General features: G+C 62.3%; 32 protein-coding genes. 15 read left to right on the top strand and 17 right to left on the bottom strand.

From position 1 onward, the window contains the following. Positions 1 to 27: 27 nt before the first annotated feature. The gene (locus tag ACSS7Z_RS04465; RefSeq protein ID WP_438253282.1) at positions 28 to 963 is read left to right on the top strand and encodes a carbohydrate ABC transporter permease; all 936 of its coding nucleotides are present in this window, start codon (positions 28 to 30) and stop codon (positions 961 to 963) included. Continuing rightward, on the top strand, positions 960 to 1,811 hold the full coding sequence (locus tag ACSS7Z_RS04460; RefSeq protein WP_438253281.1) for a carbohydrate ABC transporter permease: 852 nt from the start codon (positions 960 to 962) through the stop codon (positions 1,809 to 1,811). The genes ACSS7Z_RS04465 and ACSS7Z_RS04460 overlap by 4 nt, the downstream gene beginning before the upstream one ends. A 52-nt stretch (positions 1,812 to 1,863) precedes the next feature. Here the strand turns inward: ACSS7Z_RS04460 and ACSS7Z_RS04455 are convergent, their stop codons facing one another. Further along, the gene (locus ACSS7Z_RS04455) at positions 1,864 to 2,367 is read right to left on the bottom strand and encodes a phosphoribosyltransferase (protein ID WP_438253280.1); all 504 of its coding nucleotides are present in this window, start codon (positions 2,365 to 2,367) and stop codon (positions 1,864 to 1,866) included. Positions 2,368 to 2,519: 152 nt separating this feature from the next. Here ACSS7Z_RS04455 and ACSS7Z_RS04450 point away from each other — a divergent pair, with 152 nt between their 5' ends. Beyond that, entirely contained in the window at positions 2,520 to 4,226 is a 1,707-nt protein-coding gene (locus ACSS7Z_RS04450; RefSeq protein ID WP_438253279.1) for a thiamine pyrophosphate-binding protein, read from the top strand. Between the two features lie 31 nt (positions 4,227 to 4,257). Here ACSS7Z_RS04450 and ACSS7Z_RS04445 read toward each other — a convergent pair whose 3' ends face one another. From ACSS7Z_RS04445 to ACSS7Z_RS04425, 5 genes are all read right to left on the bottom strand, one after another. Then, positions 4,258 to 4,632, bottom strand: a complete 375-nt coding sequence (locus ACSS7Z_RS04445; protein WP_438253691.1) for a VOC family protein — start codon at positions 4,630 to 4,632, stop codon at positions 4,258 to 4,260. 82 nt (positions 4,633 to 4,714) lie between these two features. Further along, positions 4,715 to 5,320, bottom strand: coding sequence for a response regulator (locus ACSS7Z_RS04440; protein WP_438253690.1), 606 nt, complete (start codon positions 5,318 to 5,320; stop codon positions 4,715 to 4,717). An 11-nt stretch (positions 5,321 to 5,331) separates the two neighbouring features. Then, entirely contained in the window at positions 5,332 to 6,513 is a 1,182-nt protein-coding gene (locus ACSS7Z_RS04435) for a sensor histidine kinase (protein ID WP_438253278.1), read from the bottom strand. Between the two features lie 10 nt (positions 6,514 to 6,523). Next, positions 6,524 to 7,285, bottom strand: coding sequence for an ABC transporter permease (locus ACSS7Z_RS04430; protein WP_438253277.1), 762 nt, complete (start codon positions 7,283 to 7,285; stop codon positions 6,524 to 6,526). A 2-nt stretch (positions 7,286 to 7,287) separates the two neighbouring features. Then, complete coding sequence (locus tag ACSS7Z_RS04425; RefSeq protein WP_438253276.1) at positions 7,288 to 8,244, bottom strand: ABC transporter ATP-binding protein; 957 nt, start codon at positions 8,242 to 8,244, stop codon at positions 7,288 to 7,290. Between the two features lie 419 nt (positions 8,245 to 8,663). Here ACSS7Z_RS04425 and ACSS7Z_RS04420 point away from each other — a divergent pair, with 419 nt between their 5' ends. Then, positions 8,664 to 9,497, top strand: coding sequence for a class I SAM-dependent methyltransferase (locus ACSS7Z_RS04420; RefSeq protein ID WP_438253275.1), 834 nt, complete (start codon positions 8,664 to 8,666; stop codon positions 9,495 to 9,497). 223 nt (positions 9,498 to 9,720) lie between these two features. Here the strand turns inward: ACSS7Z_RS04420 and ACSS7Z_RS04415 are convergent, their stop codons facing one another. Together ACSS7Z_RS04415 and ACSS7Z_RS04410 are read right to left on the bottom strand one after the other, a co-directional pair. Further along, positions 9,721 to 10,473 carry a hypothetical protein gene (locus ACSS7Z_RS04415; protein ID WP_438253274.1) on the bottom strand — a complete coding sequence of 251 codons (753 nt, stop codon included), beginning with the start codon at positions 10,471 to 10,473 and terminating at the stop codon, positions 9,721 to 9,723. Next, positions 10,470 to 10,805, bottom strand: a complete 336-nt coding sequence (locus ACSS7Z_RS04410) for a PadR family transcriptional regulator (protein ID WP_438253273.1) — start codon at positions 10,803 to 10,805, stop codon at positions 10,470 to 10,472. Before ACSS7Z_RS04410 ends, ACSS7Z_RS04415 begins: the two co-directional genes overlap by 4 nt. A gap of 336 nt (positions 10,806 to 11,141) precedes the next feature. On the opposite strand from ACSS7Z_RS04410, the gene ACSS7Z_RS04405 reads away from it, so the two are divergent. Further along, positions 11,142 to 11,810, top strand: a complete 669-nt coding sequence (locus ACSS7Z_RS04405; protein ID WP_438253272.1) for a hypothetical protein — start codon at positions 11,142 to 11,144, stop codon at positions 11,808 to 11,810. A 244-nt stretch (positions 11,811 to 12,054) separates the two neighbouring features. Here the strand turns inward: ACSS7Z_RS04405 and ACSS7Z_RS04400 are convergent, their stop codons facing one another. The 6 genes from ACSS7Z_RS04400 to ACSS7Z_RS04375 form a co-directional block, all read right to left on the bottom strand. Then, entirely contained in the window at positions 12,055 to 12,300 is a 246-nt protein-coding gene (locus tag ACSS7Z_RS04400) for a hypothetical protein (protein WP_438253271.1), read from the bottom strand. 423 nt (positions 12,301 to 12,723) lie between these two features. Then, positions 12,724 to 13,233: a hypothetical protein gene (locus ACSS7Z_RS04395; protein WP_438253270.1), complete on the bottom strand. Its 510-nt coding sequence runs from the start codon at positions 13,231 to 13,233 to the stop codon at positions 12,724 to 12,726. Positions 13,234 to 13,235: 2 nt separating this feature from the next. Next, a complete protein-coding gene (locus tag ACSS7Z_RS04390) occupies positions 13,236 to 14,210 on the bottom strand; it encodes a hypothetical protein (RefSeq protein ID WP_438253269.1) in 975 nt (324 codons plus the stop codon). Beyond that, positions 14,207 to 14,539 (bottom strand): GntR family transcriptional regulator, encoded by a 333-nt coding sequence (locus ACSS7Z_RS04385; RefSeq protein ID WP_438253268.1) that lies wholly within the window; start codon positions 14,537 to 14,539, stop codon positions 14,207 to 14,209. Before ACSS7Z_RS04385 ends, ACSS7Z_RS04390 begins: the two co-directional genes overlap by 4 nt. 318 nt (positions 14,540 to 14,857) lie before the next feature. After that, a complete protein-coding gene (locus tag ACSS7Z_RS04380) occupies positions 14,858 to 16,000 on the bottom strand; it encodes an IS110 family RNA-guided transposase (RefSeq protein WP_438253267.1) in 1,143 nt (380 codons plus the stop codon). Between the two features lie 587 nt (positions 16,001 to 16,587). Beyond that, complete coding sequence (locus ACSS7Z_RS04375; RefSeq protein ID WP_438253266.1) at positions 16,588 to 16,776, bottom strand: hypothetical protein; 189 nt, start codon at positions 16,774 to 16,776, stop codon at positions 16,588 to 16,590. 255 nt (positions 16,777 to 17,031) lie between these two features. Here ACSS7Z_RS04375 and ACSS7Z_RS04370 point away from each other — a divergent pair, with 255 nt between their 5' ends. From ACSS7Z_RS04370 to ACSS7Z_RS04360, 3 genes are all read left to right on the top strand, one after another. Continuing rightward, positions 17,032 to 17,295 carry a ribbon-helix-helix protein, CopG family gene (locus tag ACSS7Z_RS04370; RefSeq protein ID WP_438253265.1) on the top strand — a complete coding sequence of 88 codons (264 nt, stop codon included), beginning with the start codon at positions 17,032 to 17,034 and terminating at the stop codon, positions 17,293 to 17,295. Next, positions 17,292 to 17,531 (top strand): toxin, encoded by a 240-nt coding sequence (locus tag ACSS7Z_RS04365; RefSeq protein WP_438253264.1) that lies wholly within the window; start codon positions 17,292 to 17,294, stop codon positions 17,529 to 17,531. The genes ACSS7Z_RS04370 and ACSS7Z_RS04365 overlap by 4 nt, the downstream gene beginning before the upstream one ends. Positions 17,532 to 17,600: 69 nt before the next feature. Continuing rightward, positions 17,601 to 17,921 (top strand): hypothetical protein, encoded by a 321-nt coding sequence (locus tag ACSS7Z_RS04360; protein ID WP_438253263.1) that lies wholly within the window; start codon positions 17,601 to 17,603, stop codon positions 17,919 to 17,921. A gap of 126 nt (positions 17,922 to 18,047) precedes the next feature. Here the strand turns inward: ACSS7Z_RS04360 and ACSS7Z_RS04355 are convergent, their stop codons facing one another. Then, complete coding sequence (locus tag ACSS7Z_RS04355) at positions 18,048 to 18,479, bottom strand: hypothetical protein (protein ID WP_438253262.1); 432 nt, start codon at positions 18,477 to 18,479, stop codon at positions 18,048 to 18,050. 377 nt (positions 18,480 to 18,856) lie between these two features. Between ACSS7Z_RS04355 and ACSS7Z_RS04350 the strand changes: the two genes are divergently transcribed. The 4 genes from ACSS7Z_RS04350 (at position 18,857) to ACSS7Z_RS04335 (ending at position 22,097) form a co-directional block, all read left to right on the top strand. Further along, entirely contained in the window at positions 18,857 to 19,210 is a 354-nt protein-coding gene (locus ACSS7Z_RS04350) for a PadR family transcriptional regulator (protein WP_438253261.1), read from the top strand. Further along, positions 19,207 to 20,544 (top strand): hypothetical protein, encoded by a 1,338-nt coding sequence (locus tag ACSS7Z_RS04345; protein WP_438253260.1) that lies wholly within the window; start codon positions 19,207 to 19,209, stop codon positions 20,542 to 20,544. Before ACSS7Z_RS04350 ends, ACSS7Z_RS04345 begins: the two co-directional genes overlap by 4 nt. A 29-nt stretch (positions 20,545 to 20,573) precedes the next feature. Further along, positions 20,574 to 21,302: a hypothetical protein gene (locus ACSS7Z_RS04340; RefSeq protein ID WP_438253259.1), complete on the top strand. Its 729-nt coding sequence runs from the start codon at positions 20,574 to 20,576 to the stop codon at positions 21,300 to 21,302. Between the two features lie 108 nt (positions 21,303 to 21,410). Further along, positions 21,411 to 22,097, top strand: coding sequence for a hypothetical protein (locus ACSS7Z_RS04335; RefSeq protein WP_438253258.1), 687 nt, complete (start codon positions 21,411 to 21,413; stop codon positions 22,095 to 22,097). A gap of 326 nt (positions 22,098 to 22,423) precedes the next feature. Here ACSS7Z_RS04335 and ACSS7Z_RS04330 read toward each other — a convergent pair whose 3' ends face one another. Beyond that, positions 22,424 to 22,804, bottom strand: coding sequence for a hypothetical protein (locus ACSS7Z_RS04330; protein WP_438253257.1), 381 nt, complete (start codon positions 22,802 to 22,804; stop codon positions 22,424 to 22,426). A 389-nt stretch (positions 22,805 to 23,193) separates the two neighbouring features. Between ACSS7Z_RS04330 and ACSS7Z_RS04325 the strand changes: the two genes are divergently transcribed. The 3 genes from ACSS7Z_RS04325 to ACSS7Z_RS04315 all read left to right on the top strand — a co-directional run bounded on the left by ACSS7Z_RS04325 (position 23,194) and on the right by ACSS7Z_RS04315 (position 25,326). After that, on the top strand, positions 23,194 to 23,580 hold the full coding sequence (locus ACSS7Z_RS04325; protein ID WP_438253256.1) for a PadR family transcriptional regulator: 387 nt from the start codon (positions 23,194 to 23,196) through the stop codon (positions 23,578 to 23,580). Further along, positions 23,577 to 24,296, top strand: a complete 720-nt coding sequence (locus ACSS7Z_RS04320) for a hypothetical protein (protein ID WP_438253255.1) — start codon at positions 23,577 to 23,579, stop codon at positions 24,294 to 24,296. Before ACSS7Z_RS04325 ends, ACSS7Z_RS04320 begins: the two co-directional genes overlap by 4 nt. A gap of 484 nt (positions 24,297 to 24,780) precedes the next feature. Continuing rightward, positions 24,781 to 25,326, top strand: a complete 546-nt coding sequence (locus ACSS7Z_RS04315) for a hypothetical protein (protein WP_438253254.1) — start codon at positions 24,781 to 24,783, stop codon at positions 25,324 to 25,326. Between the two features lie 210 nt (positions 25,327 to 25,536). Here ACSS7Z_RS04315 and ACSS7Z_RS04310 read toward each other — a convergent pair whose 3' ends face one another. Beyond that, a complete protein-coding gene (locus ACSS7Z_RS04310; protein WP_438253689.1) occupies positions 25,537 to 26,607 on the bottom strand; it encodes an alkene reductase in 1,071 nt (356 codons plus the stop codon). Positions 26,608 to 26,996 lie beyond the last annotated feature (389 nt).

Below are 26,996 nucleotides of genomic sequence, written 5' to 3'. Positions count from 1 at the left end.
CCCGCTTCCGTCCGAAAGGCACCACCCGTGACGACCGCCACGACATTGCGCGCACTCCCCGACGCCGCTCCTCCGACGCACCGCCGACGACGGAACAAGACCGCGAGATGGTCAGCGCTGTTCCTTAGCCCGGCGATGATCGTCATCGGCGTCTTCACTGTCGTCCCGATGCTGATGACGATCTGGATCAGTCTGAACAAGTGGTCGATGTTCACCTCGATCACAGACATGACTTTCGTCGGCTTCGACAACTACGCACGGCTTCTCGGCGACCACTCGCGGATGCAGGCGATTGCCAACACCGGCGTCTACGTCGGGCTTTCAGTGCTGATCACGATCCCGCTCGCGCTGCTGATCGCACTCCTGCTGTACTTCCCGAAGCTCAAGGGAAAGGGCGTGGTGCGAACGCTTCTGTTCGCGACCTATGTCATCCCGACGATTGCGATCGTGATCATCTGGGGGAACATCTACTCCCCCGGGTACGGACCTCTCAGTGCGATGGTCTCCGCCGTCGGCCTGACGCCGCCGGGATGGCTGAGCGATCCCCAATGGGCGCTCGTGTCGCTCGTGATCTTCAACGTCTGGCAGATGCTCGGTTATTACGTCATCCTGCTCATCGCCGGTCTCACCCAGATCAACGAAGAGCTGTATGAAGCGGCCCGCATCGATGGCGCCGGCCTCATCCGCCAGACGTGGTCGATCACGATCCCGCTGCTGCGACCGTCGCTGGTCTTCGTCGTGCTGATGACGTTCGTTAACTCGATCCAGGTGTTCGACCCGATCTACCTGCTCACGCAGGGAGGTCCGGCCAACTCCACCAACGTCGTCGGCTTCGAGATTCAGCGCTCGGCGTTCCAGTACGGCATGGCCGGTGATTCCTCTGCCCTGGCTGTCTCGCTCTTCCTGATGATCGTCGCTGTCGGCGGCGTGCTCGGGATCATCATGAAGGGACGCACACGATGAGCGCCGATGTCTCTGTCACGGTCCGTCGCCGGGTCGGAAAGACCGTCCAGTACGTTCTGCTCGCGATCGTCGCTCTGATCCCGCTCTTTCCGCTGTACTGGCTGCTCATATCGGCGCTGAAGACCCCGGCGGAGTTCTCGTCGATTCCACCGACGTGGTTCCCTGCGATGCCGACGCTGGATCCGACGATCACCGCACTGACGGCGGTGCCGTTCTTCCAGTCGATGGTGAATAGCATCATCATCGCCGGCGGGGCGACGATCTCGGTTCTGATCACGAGCATCCTCGCCGGATATGTGTTCGCCAAACATCAGTTCCGCGGTCGCGATCTGCTGTTCTGGGGCATCATCGCGACGATGTTCCTGCCGCCGATCGTGACGATCGTGCCGTTGTACTACCTCGTCTCCAGCATGGGACTGTCGGACACGTATCTGGGTGTGCTGCTGCCATGGCTGGCGAACGCTTTCGGCATCTTCTTGATGCGGCAGTTCATCCAGGACATCCCGGACGAACTGATCGAAGCGGCACGCGTCGACGGCGCGGGAGAGTTCCGCATCGTCTGGCAGTTCGTCGTCCCGCTGCTGAAGCCCGCGATCGTGACGCTCGCGGTGTTCATGTTCGTCTACGCCTGGAACAACTTCCTCTGGCCGCTGTCGATACTGAAGTCGGAGGCGCTGTATCCGGTCGTGCTGACGCTCAACCGGCTGATGTCCTACACGATGAGCTTCGAGTATCAGAACGTCGTGCTGGCCGGAGCAGTTATCGCGTCGCTGCCGACCCTACTCGTATTCCTGGTGACGCAGCGCGTCTTTGTCGCGGGTATCGCCGCGAGCGGAGTGAAGGGCTGAGTCCGCGTCCGGATGAGGTGGCGGCACGGTTGCTCCATGCCGCCACCGAAGTTCAAGCGGTCGGCGGCAGCCCGAGGTCCTCTTCGCGCACGGTGCCCTGGAACGACCACGGGAAGTCGATCCACAGATCGGTGTCCTTCCATGCGAAGTCCGGCTGGATGATCGTCGAAGGCTTCGTGTAGATCGTCACCGACCGCACGTCAGCACCCTTGTCTTCGAGCAGCTTCACGGCGAGAGCGAGCGTACGGCCCGAGTCGGCGACATCGTCAACGAGCAGCACTCGACGACCGTCGAGGTAGGCCATGTCGAGTTCGGGCGGCAGCACCTCGGGGGCATCCAACACGGTTCCGATGCCGGTGTAGAACTCGACGTTGATCGCACCGCAGTTCTTGGCGCCGAGACCGTAAGCGATCGCGCCAGCAGGCAGCAGTCCGCCGCGAGCGATGGCTACGACCACTTCTGTCTGGAAACCGCTTTCGAGGATCCTGCGCGCCAGGTCTCGCGTTGCCGATCCGAATCCGTCCCAGGTGAGCGTCTCGCGCTCGATAGCTGTCATTGCTCCATTCTCTCCCCTTTCGCGCGCTACCATCGACATGTCCGGTTCAATCACCGGTGCTCGAAAAAAGGGCACAAAGCCGACGGCGCAGTGATGCACCGCGCGAGACACATACGGAATCTCTCATCGATGCCGTCTCGAAAGGCTTTAGCATGCCCACTGTCTCCGCCCACGTGGCTCTCACCCTCGCTCAGCACATTGACGCCGTCTTCGGTGTGATGGGTAACGGAAACGCATACTTTCTGGATGCCATCGAGAAGCAGACCTCCGCGGTCTTCACGGCCGTCCGGCATGAACAGGGGGCGGTTGTCGCAGCCGACGCGCATCACCGCGCCTCCGGCCGGATCGCCGCGGCGACCGCGACGTACGGCGCCGGCTTCACCAACACACTGACAGCACTTGCCGAGTCCGTTCAGGCGCATGTGCCGCTTGTGCTCGTCGTCGGCGACGAGCCGACTTCCGGCCGCCGCCCCTGGGACGTCGATCAGATCGCTTTGGCGTCAGCCGTCGGTGCGCGCACATATACGGTCGGTCGAGCGGATGCTGCGGCGACCACAGTCATCGCCATCGAGCATGCTCTGACCTACCACGTACCGGTGGTGCTCGCGATTCCCTACGATGTCGCGGCACTGGATGCTGGCCCCGTTCCCCCCGCACCAACCCCGCGAGTGCCCGCCCCGCTCTCCCCCAGCGGTGAGTTCGGTGCGGGGATGCTGGATGAGATCGCCACCGCCCTTCGCGGGGCACAGCGCCCATTCCTGCTCGCCGGCCGCGGCGCCTGGCTCGCCGGCGCCAGCGAAGCGCTGGGAGCCTTGGCCGATGCCAGCGGTGCACTAACTGCGTCCACGGCTCTCGGGCGCGGGGTCTTCCCCGCGACGCAGTACGACCTCGGCGTCACCGGAGGCTTTGGCGCCGAAGGCGCGATGGACCTCATCCGCCAGGCCGATGTCGCCGTGGTCTTCGGCGCATCGCTTAACCAGTTCACGATGCGCTTCGGCGAGCTGTTCGCGCCGGGAACCCGAGTTTTCCAAGTGGATACGGCGCCGGCCGCAACTCATGCGCATGTCGGCGGCTTTGTTCGCGGTGATGCGCGACTGGTGGCCGAGGCGCTTGTCGGTCGACTCAACACCAATACCTCACCCGCCTCGCAGTCCGTGCGCGCTGAACCGGCCGATATCGGCGAGCCGCAGGCCGCTGCTGCCACCTGGAGGGAAAGCGTCGACGTTTCTGCAGCCCGCACCTATGATGCCGGCGATCCCCTCGCCGCTAATGGCCGCTTGGACCCGCGTTCGGCAGCGCGCCGTATCGGTGAGCTGTTGCCCGAAGATCGCGTCGTCGTATCCGATGGCGGACACTTCATCGGCTGGGCGAACATGTACTGGCCCGTGGCGTCTCCTGATCGCATGATGATGATCGGTACCGCATTCCAAGCGATCGGACAGGGCTGGCCGAGCGTTGTCGGGGCTGCTCGAGCGCGGCCCGAGTCGACGATCGTGCTCACCAGCGGCGACGGTGGCGGCCTGATGGCGATCGCCGATCTCGAGTCCGCCGTGCGCGCTGCTGGCGGTCGCGGCTGCGCCGTGATCTGGAACGACGCCGCTTACGGCGCCGAGGTCAACCTCTACGGACTCAAAGGCCTGGCTGAAGCACCGATGCGCATTCCCGAAGTGGACTTCGCAGCTTTCGCCGCAGCCGTCGGCGCGGAAGGCGTCGTTGTGCGCGCCCTGGCAGACCTTGACAGGCTCGGCACCTGGACTTCAGAGGACGCCAGCGCGCGGCGCTTCCTTCTTCTCGACCTGCGCATCTCCGGCGACGTCATCGCGCCCTATCAACAGGAGATCATCCGTGTGAACTCCTGAACGGGCAAGACCGGTGCAGGCTCGGCTCCGCTCAGCCGGCGTAGTCGGGCAGCTCCTGGAGCGTCCAGCTGTTGCCGTCCGGATCGTCGAAGGTGACGAAGCGTCCCCATGATTGCTCGTCGACGCCGCCTGCCTCGACCCCGGCATCCTGCAATTGCTGCAGCGCAGCATCGGCATCCGGCACCACGACCTGGATCGTGTCTTGCTGCCCCGGCGCGAGCTTTCCGCCCAGTCCGACGCCGAATGCAATCGAGCATGCCGATCCTGGGGGCGTCATCTGCACGAAGCGGAGACCTTCGTACGGGACTTGATCATGATCGGCGTTGAAGCCGATCTTGAGGTAGAAGTCCTTCGCCCGGTCGACATCAGTAACCGGCACGAAGATGAGTTCGATTTTCCAATCCATCATGCACTCCTCCTGACGGGCATCGGCGCCCGACCAGTGTCAAAGATACGCCCGGGGTCAGACATTGCGCATCCGAGTCTTTTCAGATCCAGCCCTTGTCCTGCGCGATGCGCACAGCCTGTGCCCGGTTGCTCGCGCCGACCTTGCCGATGGCGGCAGACAGATTGTTTCGCACCGTACCCGCAGACAGGAAGACCTCCGCGGCGATCGCTGCGGCGCTGCGCCCGTCTGCGGCCAGTCGCAGCACCTGCTGTTCTCGATCGCTCAGCGGATTGGCCCCGTCGAAGAGGCTGGCTTCGGCGAGCGCAGCATCCACAACGCGAAGCCCCGCGTGCACCCGCCGCACCGCGTCCGCGAGCTGCTCGGCGGGAGCATCCTTCACCACGAATCCGCTGGCACCAGCATCCAAGGCGGCCCGCAGGTATCCGGGTCGCGCGAATGTCGTCACGATGAGCACCCGCGTACCCGGATTCGCCGCGCGCACGGCACGAGTGGCGGCGATTCCGTCCATCCCGGGCATCTGGATATCCATGAGACACACGTCCGGTGTGGTCTGCGCCACCAACTCCACGGCCGCCTCTCCGTCTCCGGCCACACCGACCACGCTCAGGTCGCCCTCCAGCTCGAGAAGAGCCGCCAGCGCACCCCGCAGCATCGCTTGATCGTCCGCGATCACCAGCCGAATCATTCGAGCGTCGCTCACCACGTCACTTCCACCTGCGTGCCTCCCGTTTTACCCGGGCGCACGGCAAACACGGCGCCACTTGTCGTCGCTCTCTCACGCATACCGTGCAGGCCGTTGCCCTCGGTACCGGCGAAACCACGACCGTCGTCAAGCACAGTAAAACTGCCCGGCGCAATACCCACCGTCACAGTGGTGGCGGCGGCATGTCGCAATACGTTCGTCGTCGCTTCGCGGAGTATCCAACTCGCCGTCAATGACTGCGCAGGCGACAAAGCTCCAGCATCGCCATCGATGACCATCGCCACATCCGCCGCTCTCAACGCATCTCGACACGATTCGAGCTGCTCGATCAGTGCCGCGCTCCGAACACCCGCTACCGTCGCCCGCACTCCGGCGATGGCCTCGACCGCGAGGGCTTCGATATCGGCGAGCTCGGCCTTGGCCCGTTCCGGGTCACTGTCGATCAGCCGGCGCACGAGCTGTGCTTTCAAGCTCACGACAGTCAGGGAGTGGCCCACCACGTCGTGCACGTCTCGCGCAACGGCTTCGCGTCCCTCACTCGTGGCGAGCTCGAGTCCGAGCGTCTCTGCCTGGGCCGAACGGATGATCAGGGTCGTCGAAACCGTGTTGACCACCGCGAGCAGGATGATGATCGCCAGCACGGAGAGGTACGTCGTACCTCCCGGCGCGAAAAAGACTGCCGCTGCTGTGATTGTGATGGTTGCGATCAGCGTGACCCAGTGCGCGAGCCGCGTGAGTCCATATGACGCGAACGACATGATGAACGGCAGGAAGCTCAGTGCGCCGCCGCCGCTGGCCGGCACTGTCAGCGCTGCGCACAGGATCATCCCGGCGAACGCCATCCACTGGCTCGGCTTGGGTGGTGTCGTGAGTCCGCCGCCGCCGAAGCTCATCCCGTAAACGAATCCGGCGACATAGATCACGACGAACGCACTGAGGGCGACCCAGCCCGTGATGATCCAACCGGAGGCGGCATCCGATCGCAAAAGCGCCATCACCGGGTAGAAGAGGAAGACCAGCCAGACAGCAGCCATCACCCAGCCGAATCGCTCCCACGGAGAACCGGCGCCGACTCGGCCCTGTCGACTTCCTGGTGCGGCCCAGGCCGCGGGAACGGCACCGGCGGCTGCTGCCACCGATGCGTCCCGCGCGCCTCTGGTCACGTCATCCGTCATGCCTTCGACCCTATCGACGCGAACGCGAGCGCTTGACACCGACGGCCACGAGAATGGCGAACAAGACGAGCCACACCACGATATTCAGCAACACCATCCACAGCGAGTCGGTCTGCCCGGTCGTGAGCGTACCGTCAGTCAACGGCCAACGGCTGAGCGCTACGAAACCGTAGAGCGGCGTGAAGCGTGCAATGTCGAGCATCGCACCGTCCAGAGGCATGAAGACGTTCCCGAAGAACGCGAAGAATGTCATCGAGATCGAAGCGAGCGCAGCGGCGGTATCGGAGTTGAAGAACAATCCGACGCCCAGACCGTACAGCCCGAAGATGAGGCCGAGTCCGAGGATGATTCCTGCGCACGCCCACCAGCGCCAGACGTCGGTTGTTTCTGCCCCGGTGGCCAGCCCGGCTGCGAACACCGCGAGCATGGCGAGTGCTGCGAAGATGACAGCGGTCACGAGCTTGGTAGCCGCGTATCCCGCAGTACTGAGCGGTGTCATCGCCAGCTGACGGCCCCACCCCTGCTTCGCTTCCGAGGCGGCAAGCGAGGTGATCGAGCTCATGGCAACGGCGGTGCCGTAGGCGGCCATCGACACCATCACGTAGAACTTGACGTTGCCATGCCCCGCAGAGATATCGCCGTAGCCCATGCTCGCACCGAACAGCAAGTACATCGCCACGGGCATCCCGAGCGTGAAAGCGAGTGTGTAGGGGTTGCGGATCTGGCGCATCGATTCGATGCGCAGCATCGTGGGTGAGATTGAGATGGTCATGATCAGTTCTCCGTCAGGGCTGTAAAGGCCGTCTCGAGGGTGGGGGCAGCGATCTCCAGATCGTGCGCTCCGGCGTTCAAAAGGACGGATGCCACGACATCCGAATCCTCCGCCCGCAGGCTGACGCGATCACCGTCGACGCGGACGTCGGTGACGCCGTTGGTCGTGCTCAGGATGCTGAGGAGTTGATCCGCACCCGTGGCGGGAAGGTTCGCAGCAAGCGTGCGGCCACCGAGGTTGACCCGCAACTGCGCAGTCGGCGCGTCCGCGACGATCCGACCACGGTGCATGACAACTGTGCGGCGAGCGAACTGCTCTGCCTCTTCGAGGTAATGCGTGGCGAAGATAATGGTGCGCCCGGCGTCGGCGTCGGCGCGCATGACGTCCCAGAAGTGGCGGCGCGCGGTGACATCCATGCCGGCGGTTGGTTCGTCGAGCACAAGGATGTCGGGGTCGGCGACCAGTGCCAGCGCGAATTTCACGCGCTGTTGCTCACCGCCCGAGCACTTGGCGATCCGGCGGCTAGTGAGCGGCTCCAGGTCTGTGCGAGCGAGCACGTCGGGCACTCGCGAAAGCGCCTCCCGGCCGTGCAGGGATGCGATGATCTCAACGGTCTCGCGGACGGTGAGGTCCGAGAGCAGCCCACCGGTCTGCAGGACGCCGGCGATCGTTCCGGCCTTCGCCGCTTTTGCGGGCTTCTCACCGAACACCGTGACCGTGCCGCCGCTGCCGTCGGTGAGGCCGAGCAACATGTCGAGCGTCGTGGTCTTTCCGGCACCGTTCGGGCCGAGGAGGGCGACGACTTCGCCTCGTCGGATGCTGAGATCCAAGCCGTCGACCGCTTTGACTGCGCGGTCGCCGAAGCCGAAATGCTTGTTCAGGCCCTCGAACGAAACGGCGGTGTCGGATGCCGTGACGGATGGCCTCGGAGAAGTAGATGTGCTCGCTGCTGTGCTCATGGATCCAGTCTGGCCACGCGGCGCCACGGAATCCGGAGTCTGCTGTCATCTCATTCGCGTGACATGTGTCACGCCGCCGAAACGGGTGTCTCGCAACTAACGGTGTATGCCGAGAAAACAGCGATTGGTTGTGACACATAGTTGTGAGACTCGACGCCGCCGCGTTGTTTCCTGAATTAGCTTCTCATCAGTGATTTGGCGCCGAGACGTCTCGTAACCGTAGGGTTGCGAGACAGCGCAGACCAGGCGGCCCGTGCAGGGGGTCGAGCTCGCTCCTCTTAGCCCCACGACCAGTAGCGACATTGTGTCTCTCGCCCACCGGGGATCCTCCTCGGCCATGGCACTGGTCGACGATTGCGGCCCATTGCATCGAGGGATGTCCTCGATCCCGCCGAGTTGCAGGGACCATACTTGGACTCATGACGATGGACCGAGGTGCGCAGAACGCGCACAGTTCGTCAACGAGTGGTCAGGATCAGTCAGCGGCTGAAAAAGAACTCCTGGATAGTCTTTACGTCGCTCATGCTGAGGCAGAGATGGTTGGTTGGGACTTCTCGCAACTGGATGAACGGTGGACTGTCGACGAACCGTGGTGGGACTTCGAGAACGACTGCGTTGAAGCGATGCGCGCGACCCGCAAGGGCATTCTCGATCTCGGAACCGGTGGTGGTGAGCGCCTTTCATCCCTCGTGCGCTCTATTCGTGGAGCGCGAGAACCCCTACCTCGGATCTGGGCGACGGAGGGATGGGCACCGAACGTTCCGATTGCGCGAGAGCGCCTTGCGCCCTGGTCCATTCCTGTTTTGCAGTACGACACGGATGCGGGCGAGTTTCTGCCGATCCCTGAGCGGAGCCTAGGGCTGGTGATGGCCCGCCACGAGAGTTACGACGCCTCCGAAGTGGCACGAGTCCTCGCCCCCGGCGGCCGGTTTCTAACTCAACAAGTCGACGGCTTTGACGCCCCCGAGATCCACAAGTGGTTCGGGAGCGACTTCTCTTATCCAGACGTCACAGCAGACGTTTATGTCCAACGCCTCCGGAATGCAGGAATGCGGACCGACCAAGTTGACCAGTGGGAGGGACAAATGCGGTTCGCCGACACTGCCGCCCTGGTCACTTACATCGGGCTCGTCCCGTGGGACGCACCCGGGTTCTCGATCGAAGCACACGCTCAACGCCTCATAGATCTCGAGGCCTCAGCGCCGATCGTTGTGACTCAACGTCGATTCAGGATCTACGCCACTCAGGAATAGAGCGTCGCTCCGAAGGCGACGCTTCCGGATCGTTCGGCACCGGAGAGCAGGCGGTCAAGGCCGATGGTGGCGTCCCGTGTGCGATGCATCCCTGCGGGAGAGGGTGTCTCGTAACCTCGGTGTCTCGAAACCCATGGGATGCGAGACAGTGCTCGGCTAGCGAAGATGCGTGTTTCTTTCCCGACAGCCGCAGCCTGATCGCGCTAGAAGCGCAGCGGCCTAGTTAGGCCGCACTGACGGAGCTTTGTCGACGAGGTCGGCCAGCACGCAGGTGCGAGATCAAAGACGTCGCCGAAATGGCAGCCCCAGCTGAAACGGTCGCGAAAGGAACAAGCGCGACGAACGCGAAGACTGCGGAGGCCATCACTGCTCCCAATAATGCGCAAACAACAGAGAGGAACGCTGGCATCCCAGCGGCTTCCAAGAGACCCCCGAGTGCGACCGCGACCGCACTGCAGAAGACCAGAACATACGCGGCGGCCGTAAACCAGAAGTAGTGGATGGGGATGTGTTGACCCGCCGTGATCGCATCATCGCGGGCCCACCCCACGGCCCAGCTCGCGCTGAGGAGTAGGGAACCGACGATCCCGATGCCGGTGGCAACGACACCTTGGATAGTGACCGTATTGGTCGCTGCCGAGACTACCGATGCGACAGCGAGTACCAGCAGGACAGGAGACACCCATGCCCACAAGATCGTCGGGAGCAGGCCCGAACCCGCAACAACGCTCGCCACAGTCCATGCGACGAACACGGCGATAAGAGCGCTTCCCAGCGCCACGGGAACCATCCAACGAATCCGCTCCTGAACGCCTCGCCGCATCGCGGCACGTCGCTCCGTTTCAGGGAGCTTCTGCCAGCCCTCGTCGTCTGCGCGGGCGAGAAAGATCCCCGTTACGTAATCCTCGTTCTCTCGCCGCCATCGCGCAGAATGCCATCTCAGTGCGGCACGCACGTCGCGCTCTAGTTCGTTCATGCCAAACCACCTGCCAAGGATGCCTCGCGGACCCGGAGCCGGCTTCGAGTCACAGCGACTTGTGCGGCCTGTCTGGTGAGACGCTCGCTCAGTTCCTCGAGCCCGGTTTCGGTCAGCTCGAAGTACCTGCGAGCTCGACCGTTTACGATCTCGTCGCCGACCGGTGTAATGAGTGCACGTTCCGCCAACACCTCAAGGGATGAATAGACAGTGGTCAGCGGTAGCTTCGGTTTGTCCAGGAACGACATCGCTTCCTGGACGATTGCGTATCCGTGCTTGCGTCCGGACGACAGAGAACTTAGCACTGCGAACTGTAGCTCGGTGGAAGACATACTCGGACACTATCCGATATTCCGAAAGAACGGAATATCGCGTCACGTTCAGGGCTACTTTGAAGTTCATTACGAACGCAAACTTCCGGTCAACAGATTGTGGGCTTGCAGGTGGGACGCACTTCGACCAACGTCCAGCGGATCCGCAACTCGGATCGGTGCGTGCTGCTCCGCTGGGCCGAAGTGTCTCGCAACCTCGCTGTCGCATAACCCATGGGTTTCGAGACGGCAGGGCGAGCGTCTTGATTGTTGCGGCCGCCATATATTGTCTGTGAAGGCCGGGGTTCGATATGCCCGGTTCGCTCGCCGCCAATCGACTGACGTAGCGTGTAATACATGCCCGCCAGCTCTAGTGACGAAGAACTCAACGCGCTATTGGCCCTCGCGTACTCTGCTGAAGCGCACGGCCTTTCGCTCGACGAGCAAGCCCGCTTGAAAGAGCTGCAAACGCCTCGCGCGACGGACGAGCCGCAGAGTTCCGAGGACGAAACCGACGAGATGCCTGAGGCGGAGGCACACCGTCACCCAATGGACTCGGCGTCCACGTCCAGGGTGTTCGGATGGCGCGGGCTGCTGTCTGCCGCCGCCGCTTGTCTAGTGCTGGGCGGGCTGGTCGGTGGGTTCGTGGGGGCGCTGAACTCGTCCTCGCCATATCTAAGCCCGGACGAGATATTGGCCACTTACGGCAGTCAGTTCACCAGTGAATTGGAGATCGAGCCCCCCTCGGACGTCGATTACGATTCGGGGTCTCTGTTCCTCTCGACTGTCATTAACGACAGGCCCGTCTGGATCGGAACGCAGGATGAGGGCAAGAGCACCTGCATGTACGTCGACTTCGGGGTCCCCGATGCCAATGCTGGAGCCTGTGTCGAAACTGCAACTGTGGGCAGTATCGGGGCCACCTCAAACAATCCGAAGCTATCCCCGGAAGATCGCGGAACCTACACACTCATGATCTTCGAGGATGCTTTGCCCTTTGTAACGTATGCACCGCCCTCGCTGTAGCTCGGTCCAACCGATCCTGCGCAGTTTCACGCGTCGCTGCGTGCGTATTCCTAGAGCGACGGGCACCGAAGCCTCGCGGAGAGTGTCTCGTAACCCAGATGTCGCATAACCCATGGGTTTCGAGACACCCAGGTTACGAGACACGTCCGGCGACTGCTCGAGCAGGCCAAGTTCACGATCAGCGCAAGGAACCCGCGCAACGCCCGCGCGCGCGGTAATCCGCATGATTCCGTAAGCGGATCCCTCACCGGTCGGCGCGATTGCGCCCGCTGACGAGCGCCCAGCCAACAGCGGCCACTCCAACAAGCGTCGCGAGGACAGCAATGACGAGCACCGTCGCGTCAGCGGGGAGCATCGCACAGCCTGCGGGGACGTCATCATAGGGACACGTTCGCCACGGCTGGAACAGATAGATGACCGTCACGACCACTCCGACCACCGCGACCAACGCGCCGGTCGCGAAGACTATGCCCTGCACTTTCAGACTCATCGCCTAACTGTAGCCGCCGATTTCGTGGCCGACCTCGCTGTGGTGAGCGCTGAGGGGTCGGTCAGCGTCCCGTGGCAATTCACCGATCGCGCAGCGCACAGTCGTCAACGACGGTGTCCGGATGCCCACCCGACGAAGATGCCCGCGCGGGTGCCTCATACGCGACACGGCGGCTGTCTCGTATCCCTAGGGTTGCGAGACGGACAGGATGACGCGCTCGACCTCATGCGCATGACGCCCCCTCACCAGGCTTATTGGCGGGCGGGGTAAACGCGACACCCAAGGTTGCGGAACTCCACGAAAGCGACAACGTCGGGGGAATGCCCGTTCAAGGACCGGCTTACGGGACAGGGATACTGCACCTTATCGAGCTGCTCAGCACTCGCCACGGTCAGAGGTGGTAACCGACCACCTGTGGGCTTCTTACTCAGGCCGTTCGGTTGGCGGGTGCTGGCCTTTCGGTAGCGCGAGAAGCGCGAGGACTGTGACGAGTGCGAAGCCGCCCATGATGGCAAGGATGCTGGGACCTGCGCCGAGGGCGATCACTTCCTCCGTCGTTTTGCCCCGCGCGAGAATCAACTGGAAGAAGAGTCCGACGGCGACGGCCGCGGTCGCACCGACGCCGACCGCGCTCACGCCGCGACCAAGAGGCGTCCACTGCCAGCGTTGGACGCAACCGATGGTTACGCTCACTGTCATCAGCGCGACGAAAATTCCGCCGAATGTCCATGCGTTAATGACGGCCTCGGGTTGCAGGAATGAGTCTGCGGTGTTCCCTGACCAGTGCGAGGGAATTTCGGCGGGGAGATCACGCCACGATGATGTGATCAGCCAGGTCACCGTCACTAGCAGAATGGGTGCGACGATACCGACGAGGATCACTCTCACCCGCCCCGACAATGCCAGTGCGAGGGCTGCTGGTTCCTCGTTCACGGTCATACGCTCGCTTTCTTTACCAGCGAGATGAGGTTTAGGAGGATGCTCGCGGGTTCTTCGGGACGGTCGAGGGTGATCGCAAACTGCTTGTCATCGGTTTGCGTGATCACCAGACCGGGCCCCCTGCGCAGGATAATCGCCGAGCGTCCGGGCATGATCCGGTACCCCCAGCCGCCCCATTGCGTCGGTTCGAGTGTTGCCGCTTCGACGGAGGCAAAGTTCTCAGGAGCAATCCGTTTCAGAGGAATACCAAGTAGCAGTGAGGTGACGCGGAAGCCGCGCCAGTCCACGGTGACACGGAAGGCACAGAACACAGCGACAAGCAGGAATGCGGCAAGGTAGGGAATCAGTGTCCACGCGACTGGACCGATGCCCTCGCTCGCGATGAGTGGTGCGAAGATCACGACACCCAGCACGAACACCACAATCGTCATGGAAATGAACAGCCACGATGACACAGTGCGACTCCATGCAGCCGTCTGCGCTGGAGCGAGCGTCAGCGGTTCAACCTGTACCGGTTCGTTCACGGCGACCGGTGGCCCCCCAACCGAAGGAAGTAACAGCAGCGGTACAAGTGCATAGAAAGGTGCGATCCAGCTCGGAACACTCCACGCGCCAAGTTCCACGGTGTACGGATCGGTAACGCCGAGTGCTGGTGCGGCGCTCATCAGCCACATACTCAACGCATACGCGCCGACTGCCGCCGCGACGCCACCGATCGCGCGCTGGGTCCATTTCCTCTTCATCTGGATCAGTAGGAGGACCGTCCCTACAAGCGCCGCGCCAGCGGCGACCACGAGAAGCCAGCCCAGGTATGCGGTGGCAGTCGTCGCCGCATCCGCCGGACCGCTGGCACCCCAGTGCGTCGGTAGCTCGCTCGGCAGTTGGTCGTTCCACAGCGCCCAGGTGATCAGGATCGCGGCAGCAGGCAACCACAGGGAAAGGACCGCCAGAGCCGTGCGAAGCCCGCTCATACCGCGCCTCCCATCAGACGGTCGATCCGTGCGTGTACATCCTGCGGAGAAAGTCCGAGTTTGCGCGCCTCTGTTGCGAGCTGCGCCGCAAGCTCGCTCACACGCACGCTCAGCGACCCAGCATCCTCCCGCACGAACGCACCACGCCCCTGTCTCATTTCGATCAATTCCTCATCTCGTAACTGCTGATACGCCCGAAGCACCGTGTGCATGTTCACCCGAAGCGACACCGACAACTCCCGGGCTGGGGGGAGCCGTTCGCCGGGGGAAAGATCACCAGAAGCGACCGCAGCACGAATCTGCACCGCGATCTGCTCAGCCAGCGACACCGGTGACCCCTGATCCACACGAAACAACATGTTCTAGATTATATGCAAACATTCATGCTTGTCACTGTTCCAGTTCTCACCGGCCAGCACCCCCGCCGCCTCGCTCAGGGTTCCCCTTGCGGGCACGGACCATTAGTAGTCCAAACTGCCGAAATTCTTCTCGTCGGATTCCACGCAGCGATCGTTCGGCCGTTAACCAGCCGTCGCGTCAGGTGGAGCAGAACTCGCCGTTGAGTGTCTGACGCGTAGATGTGGTGGTGAGTAGGCGCGATGAGGATCCCGGGGCCCGTTGTGGCCTCGGGTCGTTCGAGGTCGTGCTCAGGCTGCGTGTGCTTGGTAGGGCTGTGTTCGGGTGAGGATGTGCCAGATCGCGATCAGGAGTGAGTGTTCGATCGCGACCAGCGCGCGTAGCGGTCCCCGGCGGGCAGCGAGGCGCTTGTAGCGGTGCTGGAAGAAGGATCCGTTCGTGTGGGCTGCTGCCATCGCCGCGATCCCGAGAGCACCTTTGAGGTGCGCGTTTCCTGCCCGGGTGTGGGAGTGCTTCGAGATGCCGGCGGACTCGTGCTGTCCGGGGCAGACTCCCGCCCAGGACGCGAGATGGGCAGGGGTTTCGAACGCGGTCATATCGGCTCCAATCTCGGCGAGGATGTTCGCGGCTCCCGTGGCGCTGATCCCGGGGATCGTCGCGATCAGTTCCCGAGCATCTGCCAGCGTGTTCTCGCGGATGAGTTCATCGATCAGATCGGACAGTGTGCTGATCTGGGCGTCGAGGATATCGATGCGATCCAGTTGCAGCCGAGTCAGCGTGGCGTGGTGCCCGGTGAAGTTGCCTCGCAGCGCGAGCTGGAGCTGATCGATCTTGGATCGCAATCGGCCCAGCGAAAGCTCCGCCAGCACTGCAGCGTCCTGCTCTCCGTCGATCAGTGCATCCAGGAACGCTCTGCCCGACTTACCGAGCGTGGCCGAAGCGACCGAGGTGTATTTGATGCCGGTGGATTCGATCAGCTTCTCCAACTGTGAAATCTCCCGCGTCCGCTGCCGACTCAGACTGGTGCGTTGGCGTGTCAGATCCCGCAGTCGGCGGATCGGCCACGGTGGCACGAACGATCCTCGCACCAGGCCGTGCGCGCCGAGTTCGGCCAACCATTGCGCGTCGGACACGTCGGTCTTCCTGCCGGGGAGGTTCTTCGCATGCCGGGCGTTGACGAGCATCAGATTCAGGTGTTCTTCGAGACCGTAGTAGTAGGGCTTCCAGTAATCACCGGTCGCTTCCATCACCACCAAGGTGACCTGCTCCACTCGCAGATGATCAGCCAGCGCGGCGATGTCGTGGCTCATCGCCCCGTGCACCGAGATCTGTTTGGCAAAGGTGCCGCGTCGGGCACCGGGGACCCGGACGCAGACCTTCGCGTCGCGTTTGGAGATATCCATCCCCGCACACCGTTCGTGAATGACTTCCATGATCGTTCTCCTTCCATCACCATTGAGGAAGAGGTAGTGGCCGCGGCAGGCGGAACTGGGCAAATAAAGTGGAATCTGACGCACGTGCTCTGAAGGCAACACTTCACGAATCCCTACGACTGTCCCGCCGACCAGGCTCATAAACGGGCTCTACGGCACCAAAGACACAACGGCCGTGACGCCGCGACCACCACCCCGTATCTCCAGGGTCCGCTGAACCAGCCATCCCGACAAGGCACCAGACGCGCAAGCATCTGCGCGTCCTCAAGAAAACGCGCCGCAGGCGCGCGGGACCGCTCGTAACCTAAATGCCTCACAACCCATGGGATGCGAGACGGCCGTCTTGGTTACGTCGGCGTCGAATGACTTATCGGCGGGCGGCGTGCCGCTTGCGTTGACTGGGCAGGAACTCGAGAAGTACTGGAATGAGGACACCGAGTGCACAGACGATCGCTACAGCCGCAGTGCTCATGCTCTCGATCGTCGCATCGGAGATGCGACACCCAACATTAAGCAGCGCGACGATTGTCCTGAATTTGAACGAGCCAGGTCAGACACCACGTATGTCAAACTCCCTCTACGTCCCGTTACCACTCCGGTCGAACCTTCCACGCGACGAACGCGCTGGCTGCGAAGAGCGCACCGAGCACCCCCGGTATCCAGGGGTGGATGGAGACTTCCGGATCAAAAGCGGTCGGCACGATCAGAATCAAAGCCGCGCCTGACGCGACTACGACGGCGAAGAAGACGAGGAACCACAGGACAGATCGTTTCATGGCGTATCGACCTCCGCTGAAAGTAGCCACAAGTGAGCGGTTTAGCGCGACCGTAGCACGTCGCCCGCTCGTGATCAGGAGATGTCCACAAGGAAGCAGCTACGAGCAATCCCGGAAGCTCCGGGAGAGGCAATGCGAATCTGTCTCGTAACCTTCGTGTCTCGCAACGCATGGGATGCGAGACGGCTCGTCATCGTCGACTCCACTGGATCCAGGCCTGGTGACTTGGCGTAATTTTCGTAATACACTAAATACATGGGAGCAGAAGAAACAATCAACGGCGTGCCCGTCACTGAAGAACAGATCGCCGAATGGGCAGCTGAGGCAGAGGCCGGCTACGACATTGGAGCGTTGAAGAGGCGCGGTCGCGGTCGTCCCGGCCGTGGTGCACAACCATCACAGGTCGTCGCCTTACGCCTCACGATCGAGGAACTCGCCGCGATAGACATGGCCGCCGAGCGAGAGCACAAGACCCGTTCGGAGCTCATTCGCGAAGCGCTGGCGGCGTACGCCGCGTGAAGGTTCACGACTCCGCGCTCAGGCACGGCGTTTCATCCGAAGATTCCATCCAAGCGGCATCGTGGCCGACCTGGATCGAGAGCCTTGACGACGAATCGCCTGCCCGCGAGCTTCGACTGGGATTCGACACACATGGCCGGTTGCTCGAGACAGTTGTTCTCGTGTTCGACAGCGGTAATGAGCTCATCATTCACGCCATGAGGGCCAGACCCCAGATGCTTGAACTCCTGCCATAACCACGGAACCCGACGGGCTGCGGCCCCCATGGTCTACCCGATCGCTCTCAAGTCGTGGACGATAGCCTTATGGCCGCGCTTGAAGAGAATCCTCGCCACACTTCTACGACGCCCGTCGTCACCATGGTGTTGGCTGCGATCATCGGCGTGCCGATCGGACTCTACGGGTCCATATTCGGGCCTTACTATTCGGTCGCAGTCGGCGCATTTCTGGTCATCGTTGGAGCCATCGGGACCGTGCGCGGTGCCCGCTGGAACCGCATCCTGCTGATCTTCGGTGCCGCAGTCATCGTCGGTGCGGCGTCCTACTTCATGATCGGTGTTCTGACCCCCGATGGGGCGGGTAGTGGATTTGGCAACGGCTGCGCCGCCAGTGGCTCCTGCGAATGAGTTGATGGTCATCGCGAGCCTTCGTTCTGCCCCACAGCGCACCGAAACCCCAATCGCGAAGAGTGTCTCGCAACCTTGGTGTCTCGAAACCCATGTGTTACGAGACGCCCCACGGCTACGGCGAGCCTAGGAAGGTTCGATGCCTTCGACACGTAGCTGCTCTCGCTGGAGCTCTTCTGCGTCGGCGGAGCTAGCCCATAGATCTACGAGTCGCCCTTCCTTGACGATGCTGATGCCGACGCCTGGAACACCCCAGTTCACGATCGTGTATTCATTGAGGTTGGTGTCGCTGCTTTGGTGCCACGCCACGGCCCCTACCTCTCGCACCTCCAGAGAGGTGCCGTCCGGAAGTCGGACTAGTGATCCGACAAGGTCGCAACCCGGATCACCTTGAGACGAGAGATCGGTCGCATCGATGGGCGCTGGTGGGCATTGTACGAGCTTGTCAGCTCCTGGTGGGATGGTCACGCCGTGCCCAGTTGCTCCTGCGCAGGCAGACAACGAGCCGGCAATAGTCACCATCGACAGTGCGGCCAGGAAGCGACGTGCGGTGCTCATGGTTCGGAGCATATCTCGCTGGTCACGAGCGGCGGCGTGAGCCGCACTGAAACCCAGACTGTCTCGCAACCTCGGTGTCCCATAACCCATGCGATACGAGACACCTCTGTACAACTCGGATGGTGTTCACGCTCAGGCAACGGCGGTGAGACGTTTCGTATCCGTAGGGTTTCGAGGCACCGATTGCGGCTCGGAGGGCATGAGAGGGCCAGCCAGGCCATATGCCCTGCGTAGCCTGTTCTCCAGTAAGAAACTGCTACCGCCGACTGGCCCATAGTCTGATGATCAACTATTACTTGGCGACCGTCCACCGCATTGCAACATCTCCCGCGCACCATGACTCGTTGACACTCTTGCGCCAAGAGTATGATTGCTGCATGAGTACTCCTCTTACGCAACCATCGTTCTGGATTTTGACTGCGCTGGCGTCGCATCGGCGACACGGCTATGAAATTCTGCAGGCGGCGGCCACCGCGTCTGAGGGGCGGGTCGCGTTAAAGGTACCCACGCTCTATGCGGCGCTGGAACGTCTCGAGGCTGACGGGTCGATCCGCGCTGATGGTGAGGAGATCGTGAATGGTCGGGCGAGGCGCTACTTCATCATCACGGACGAGGGTACGGCCCGACTGTCAACAGAGGTCGAGTCGATGGAACAGGCGGTACGCGCGGCGCGCAACCAGCTGGCGACACACAAGGCCGCGATTGCGTTTCCATTGGCGGTCTGGGCATGAGCCGCCGCGAAGGCGACGCGTTCGAGCGTCTGCTGATCTGGTACCCGAAGTGGTGGCGTGAAGTCAACGGAGACGTGTTCCTCGGTGCGCTGCGCGATCACGCCGAGCATGAAGGACGAGCGACGCCGTCTCGCGGCGAGGGCTTGTCTGCTGTGGTGAACGGTGTTGCGCTGCGCCTGGATACGAGGGTTGCGCTCTGGTCGTCGGTGGTCGCGCTCGTGCTGAGCGCGGGCGCGTGGCTGCTCGTCCTGTTCAGGCTCGGTAGCGCCTCGACCGGGATCATCACGTCAGGGATCGCCCCGATCCTGACGCTGGTCGGGCTCATCGCTCTGATGCGCTCCCGCGGATGGATGATGCCGCTCCGCGCCCTCATGGCGCTCTTCGTGCTCTCATGCGCACTGGTTCTTGCCGTCCTCGCGCAACTGTCGTGGGCGCAGGGCTTCATCCTCGCGGATGCGAACCACGCGCTCTCTGGGATCTCCGCTGTGTGGGTGCCCCTCTTCATCGCTGGGTGGGTCTGCGGCGGCCTTGGACTCGCAGTTCTCTTTGACGGAATCCTGGGTCACACTCGCACGCCCTGGTTCGGTCGCCTCTCCATCGCTCTTGTTGCGGGCGCGTTGATTGCACCTGTACTCGGGGCGGGGCTACTCAATCCAATGATGTCGAGCATCGTCGCCGCCGGCGTTGCTGTGCTGGCACTCGGCACCCTCGGACGACGGGACACCGTCCCGGCGCGCACGCCGGCGGCTCCAGCACGTTCCCATGACTCGCTTCACGCAGCGCAGTGGCTGGGCTGGCTCAGCGCCGTCGGCGGACTCGTCGGTGTGGCCTACGCGTTCACCGGAACTGTCTGGTCTTCTGCGGCGACAGACGGCACAGTGGCCATGGGGCAGGGCATCACGATTTCGCTGACTGCAAGCATTCCCTTGATTGCCGCGGTAGGTATCGGCGCTTCGAAGCGTCGAGGGCTCATCGTCGTGTGGGGTCCGCTCTGCCTCGCGGTCCTCGCTGTCGTTGCGGTCACCATCGCGTATACCGCCGCTCCCGAGTGGGAAGATATGGGGCCGTGGATGATGGCGTCGGCAGCGCTGGGTGGTGGTGGCCTCGCCTGGTGGCTCACGCCGCGTCTGCGTGGATCGTTCGGTTTCCGCCTCGCCGCGGGAATCGCTATTGGAACTGCCTATGCAGCACTCCTCGGCATTATGGCGGCCCCCGCTTTCGCGTTCGTCGTTCCGATCCTTGGTGTGATCGTGGCTCTTCGCGCTTGGCGTGGCGGCCGAGCCGCACAATCCCACGCTGCCCGCGAGGCGCCAGTGAGCCCGGTGTCGGCATGATGCGTGGACTCCGCGTCGCTATCGCCCTTATGACGCTGGCGATGCTGACGGGATGCGCGGCGTTCGGCCAGACGCCGTCACCCACGACCACCTACACGGACGCCTCAGGCAACACCACGGTTGTCGAGTGGGCGGACTACCCCGCGCATGCCGGTCAAGACGGAGACGCGCTCATCAGCTACCCAGATCAGGCGGAACTGCCGCCGCTGGCAACAGATCTCATCAACGAAGTCGCCGACGCGGTCAGCGACGCATCAGGTATCGACCTCGTCCCGACCACACCTGAAACGACCTGGTTCTCGGACAGCAACTGGCACGAACAGGTGGGGAACGGATACGGTGGCGAGTCTCTGTTGATCACAGTCAACTGTTGCGAGTTCACCTCGGACACGGCGCCGGACCGGACGAAATGGTCGGCGATTCTGGCAGAAGCCAGTCGTGCCGCCGAGGCGTCCGGTTTTGGTACATTCATCATCGATGATCAGATGGAACGTTGCGGGGAGAACGCCGACGATTGTTGGATTTTATCTGCCACCGCCACAGACGGGCCCCAATGGGTATCGCTGTCCATACAGGACGCCGCGCTGGACCCGACCGGCGACGCCGAGCAGGATGCCGAGAAGTTCGGCTGGCCGACGGCAACGATCTCTCTAGGTTACGGCGCCTCAGTGGTCCAAGCGGGGAAGCAGGAGGAGTTCGAGCTCGCCATGCACGACTTCATCGGACTGGATCGTCCGGACACGACGACCTCGGATTAACTGAGACGCGAATCGACTGGCCGAAGTGTCTCGTAACCTCGGTGTCTCGTATCCCATGGGTTTCAAGACACCTTGGGAATTTTCGGCGGTCTGGTTCAGACTGTGTGAATGGAGTACGGCGGAGTAGTTCCCACGGATGCCCCCGACCCGAGCATTGAGTCCGAGGCGCGGTTGCGGAGCCTTGACTTTCCGGTGTTCCAACTCAAACCGCAGCCGTCGCTGACGCGCGCACCGATCGCCGGTTTCGCGGAGAGCTATGGCGCAGCCGGTCTGGAGGAGCTTTCCGTATCTTTCACTTATACGTTGTGGAAGTATCCCGACGACCATTCCGATCCACGCAACGAGATCGAGATGGACGAGCGAGCACGTCGGTCCATCGATGAAGAGCCCCCGTGGGGCCGTGCGGCATGGCTGATCGAGCAAGCACAGATCTTCCGTTACCCGATGCTCTGGGAAGCGGTCTGCACCGCCTGGCTTGCTTCGCCGGATCGTGAGCGGCACTCACTTCCGCAGCAGCTCGTTGACCATACCAACCACGTTCTGCGCAACAGCTTCCGTGAAGAGCTTGGCCTTCCCGCCGGGTTCAGCACACGCAATGATTGGAACGCCACGGTCACCGCCGTGACGGAGGCCTCCGTCAACGTCGACGGTCGCGACCGTCCCGCCGTGCAGATCGACACCGATCCCTTTGTCTACGCTGTCGGGTTCCGCATCGATGAACATGTCGTTTGCACGAGCGTTCTTCCGCGTGAGAGCCTGCCGTGCCTTGACCTGTCCCTGACAACCTACGAGTAGACGGCCGACAGCCACGTCGAACGCGGATCAGAACGGCGTCGTCGGGTCGCCCCGGTCTTAGTCGAGTGTCTCGTAACCGCGGTGTCGCATAACCCATGGGATACGAGACAGTCGCCCCAATCCCGCGGCGATCGAGTTGTTCAAACACTGCTACGAAGCCAAATCAGCGGCGAAAGATCTGCTGCTCGAGGCCGTCGAACGCAACGCTGACGACCTGCGTTCATCGCTCCGGATGCTCGAGGCCGGCACCTCCGCCGGCGAAAGGCCGGCGCCTAGCTGGCGGTGGTGGCAGCGGCGCGTTTAAGCCCCGCCTGAGCTCCGGTCGGTCATTGGTTGAGCCTGTCGACGTCCGCGATGATGTCGAGGCGTGTGAGCAGCAGTTCGCCAGCGTTGGCCATGTTCGAAATCGCAGCGATTGTGACGAATACCGCGATAAGGACGAATGCCGCGATTGCGGGGAGTGCGTATCGACGCTTGACGGTGAGAATGAGGGCGGTGACTGCGCTGAGGATTGCGATGGTCTGACCAGCCACCGTGGCAAAAGCCATTCGAAGCGCGCCATCCACGGTAAGCGCGTCGTAACTGTTCAGCGCGATGCTGAGCGCAACGGGGATCAAGATAATCCCCACGATGAGAATGGCGGCGCGACTGACGCGCCAAGACCTCTTCGCTCCGAGAGGCTGCTTCGTCAGCGCTTGCGCGGTCATGACTCGACGATACCGGCAGGTACTCCGGTCCGCTACAGGATTGCGCCCCTCCACCGATCCTCAGGTGAGATGGGTGTCTCGTAACCTCGGTGTCTCACAACCCATGCGGTATTCACGCTCAGGCAACGGCGGTGAGACGTCTCGGATCCGTAGGGATAAGAGACAGCTTCAATGCGCCCGTTTGACACTTGGTCGGATATTTCTTTGGCGGGGCCCGGCGGGAATCGAGGGCCCAACGATTAGGTCGGTGGCGAAGCAGCCTAAGTGTGTCTCGTGAACAACCCTCAAAGGAGGCAACGCGGCTCCTGGAAACGTGTGTTTGGCTCGACATTTGGAGGCTTTCCTCCGTCAAAATTGACACTCTAACTACTTAGAGAGACAATATAGTCATGAGCGCGACAATTCAAGACGGTTTTCAACCGCCAGGCGGTGAGTGGCCGAGCGATTGGCTGCGGGCGACACTTGGACTTTTCGTGTTGCGCGCGCTGGAAGCAGGCCCGTCTTATGGTTACGCGATCATTGGGCAACTTGAGCAGCATGGTCTCGGCACGATCAAAGGCGGCACACTTTACCCGTTGCTCACCCGATACGAAACGGCAGGGATGGTCGTCACGGAATGGCGTCCGGGCGAAGCTGGCCCGGGTCGAAAGTACTTTGCTCTAACCAAGCTCGGTGGCACTGAACTTGAGCGGCTGCGCCACGAGTGGACGCGCTTCACCGAAATAAGTAACAACTACCTGGGAGCCACACGTCCCCGCAAGGAGAGCATCGCATGACTACCATTACTGCAGACAAGAAATGGTTCGATGAGTTCATTGTGGAGCTTCGTTTGCGCGATGTGCTCGGAAGTTCGATTGGCGACGCGGTAGCGAGTGCCCGTGAACTTCTCGCGGACTCAGGTCAGAGCGCAACGGAAGCGTTCGGCCCTGCGCGGGTCTACGCCGCTTCACTCGAGCTACCTCGAGAGCCAGGAAGAGGCTGGGCGTCTAGGGGGCTCTGGCCATCGCTACTCGGACTCGCTGCCTTCTTGCTGTTCATTCAAGCAGGGACTGCTTGGGCGCAAGGTGAAGCCATTCTGATCTCTCCCGCTCAGCTAGCCCTCATGGCCGCTCCGGTGCTCTTAATCTCCTTCTTGCCGCTTTACTTTCGGGCCGCGATCCGGCGGCTATGGCTGCTCGTTCTCCTGGTCTTTACCGGTGGAGTACTCGGGTTTCTCGCGGCTGCCGTGGCACCGGCGACACCATCCGAAGCTTGGCTCGCCTTCGACCCGCTCCCCTGGCTCATGGGCAGCGGGGCGGCAATGATCCTCTTGTCGACCTTGAACACGATTCGAACGCTTCGACGCGGCACAATCGATGACATCACAGACCCTATGGCCGCGCTACCAACAGGTCCCGCGCACGGTCTGCGAGTGTTCGTGATGGTAACCAACTGGCTCTTCCCCATCTCCGCGATCATCATGGGCCTGGTGATTCTTCTCCTCACAAGGTGAACGCGTCGACCTGGTTGGTGTCTCATAACCTCGGTGTCTCAGAACCCATGGGACACGAGACATGTCGGTGCGCGTGTTTGGAGCGCTCGTGCACTCGTCGAGAGCGCACCCTGCGTAGACGCTCTGGACGTCGGCGTGGGGGAATGGCATCGTGGACGGATGCGAACGTCTGAACGCGGAATTAAGATTGCCTGGGGCGGATTGATCTTCGCAAGCATCTTTGCCATTGTCTGTTTGGTGTTGCTCCTTCTCGGCGCAGTCGGGGGTGGTGTCTGGTTCACCTTCGCTGCCATGGTCTTGCTCGCTTTGTCTCACGCGACCACCCTCCTTCGGGATCGTCGTCAGCGACTGCGCGACTGACTGCCGCTTCGAGCACGCATGTCGTACTGATCACTCTCGTTGGTGGTCATCGTTCCCCGCTTCTTCGAGCAGATCCCGATAGATCCGCCAGTACGTGAGCGGAACCGACATGTATCGTGCTGCCATGGACGAAATGACGGACGCGACCTTGGTACCCAGTCCGGAATCGGTTATCGCGTTGATCGAACTGGTAACAACGTTGGGGTGGCCGGACAGGGATGCTGATCAGGGCAGCTACTTTCGTCAGCTGGGCTTCCATCAGGGAGAAGGGCAAGAAGGCTTTCACCGGGGATACGGGGGTGAGCTCGTCAGTACTGGCATGCCCGTCCTTCATGCCTCTTGGGCGTCACACAAAGGTGAGCTGTTTTCGACAAATTTCTTCCTGTACGAGGGAATCAATAGCCAGGACAAGAGTGCGGCCCTCGGATACCGCTCCATCTTCTCCCGGCTTCAATCCGTGTATGGTCCACCCGCCGACGTCACTGCCAGCGAATTCGACGACGCATCTTCGGTCTGGGAAATCAACGGGACCACGATCGAGATGTATTGCTTCACTCGGCCCTCGCCTGTGCTGCAGCTCGGATTCAGCCATAAATCGCGGAACGCGGCCTTCGAAGCAAGTCTGACGAGTTGGAACCTTCCCCTGCCCGGTGCCCGGGACCGCTCATAACCCATGGGATGCGAGACACTGGCTGTGATTCGGCTGACGTCACGGTCCATGCGTCGGCGAGGACTCCAGCGAAATCCTCGTCGTATGAACCCGCGGACCACGCCGTGGCGCTACGACAGACCTCGGGCGTAACTCCTTCTGGCCGCCTGGCTGCGCATTCAGACTGCCTATGCTGGCAACGTAACAGTGTGGCTTCTGAGCGAGAATGTTTCAGTTAGTCACTGACATGTCAGACATCGTGGGGTAGTCGGTGTAGCCGACGGCGGGGTCTTTAGCGCTGTCCGGGTAGAACGTCGAGGGAATCGGCGTGTTCAGAGCAGCGCCCACGGCGATACGCTCTGCGAGGTCTGGAGTGGCGATGTAGTCACGGCCGAATGCCACCGCGTCAGCACTCCCGCTCTCGATGTGGCGCGCGCCATCGTCGGCGGTCATCTCCTCGTTAGTGATCACCGGCCCGTCGAACAGTCGGCGAAGATCACCCACGAGGCTGTCCGAGCCTTCGGTCTCGCGGACGAACAGGAAGGCGATCCGGCGCTTTCCCAGTTCCTCAGCGACGTAACCGAACAGAGCACGGGGATCGCTGTCACCCATATCGTGCTCTTCACCGCGCGGACGCAAATGCACACCCACGCGATCCGGCCCCCAGACCTCCTTCACAGCATCGGTGATCTCCAGCAGGAACCGGGCGCGGTTCTCGACCGTGCCTCCGTACCTGTCGGAGCGGTGGTTCGTGCTGTCCTGCAGAAACTGGTCGATCAAATACCCGTTGGCCGCGTGGATCTCCACACCGTCGAAGCCGGCGCGCTTAGCGTTGTCCGCCCCGCGGCGGAAATCCTCAACGATGCCGGGGATCTCTCTGAGCTCAAGTGCGCGAGGCTGAGTGTATGCCCGCTTGGGACGCAAGCGACTAACCCGTCCCGCCGCGGCAACAGCGCTAGGAGCAACGGGGAGTTCGCCGCCTAGGAGTTCCGGATCAGAGATCCGCCCAACGTGCCACAGCTGGAGGACTATGCGCCCACCGGCCGCATGCACCGCCTGCGTGACCTTCTGCCACCCGGCGACCTGCTCGTCGTTCCAGATACCCGGCGTGCCGTAGTAGCCGACTGCCTGCGGGCTGACGGAGGTCGCTTCACTGATAATCAGACCCGCTCCGGCTCGCTGCGTGTAGTACTCGGCCGTGAGGTCGTCGGGGACACGCTGGTCACCGGCCCGCGCCCGGGTCAGGGGTGCCATTACGATCCGGTTAGGGATCGTAATGGAGCCAAGATCGAGCGGACTCATCAGTAGGGACACGCGGGTACTCCTTCACTCACGGCATGCATCAGACAGCACAGGACACTCTCAACCCGATCAGCAGACGACTCACGGCGAGCACCCCCAGAACCCAACCGGAAGAGGGGCGCGCGTATTCCACCAACGGGGTCAAGATCACAGCCTCAGGCCGCAGTCCGCCGGTGGATCTCCGCCGCGCATGACCACGAACGAAGCGCCTAGAAGCGCCAGCCAAACCAGCAGACCGAAAACCCCAAAGGCAACCCCGATCCCGCTCTCCGACTCATCCCAGTAGATCCTCTTGAAGAAGCCACCTGACCAACCGAGGCCGGTCAGATTTAACCACCCTGCGCCGAACACCCCGCCTACCGTCGCCACGGCCCATAGCAGGATCCCGG

The sequence above is a fragment of the Microbacterium wangyouchuni genome (assembly GCF_051546305.1).
Taxonomy (GTDB): Bacteria; Actinomycetota; Actinomycetes; order Actinomycetales; family Microbacteriaceae; genus Microbacterium.
The sequence above is the reverse complement of the archived record's forward strand: the minus strand, read 5'-3'. Positions and strand labels throughout refer to the sequence as shown.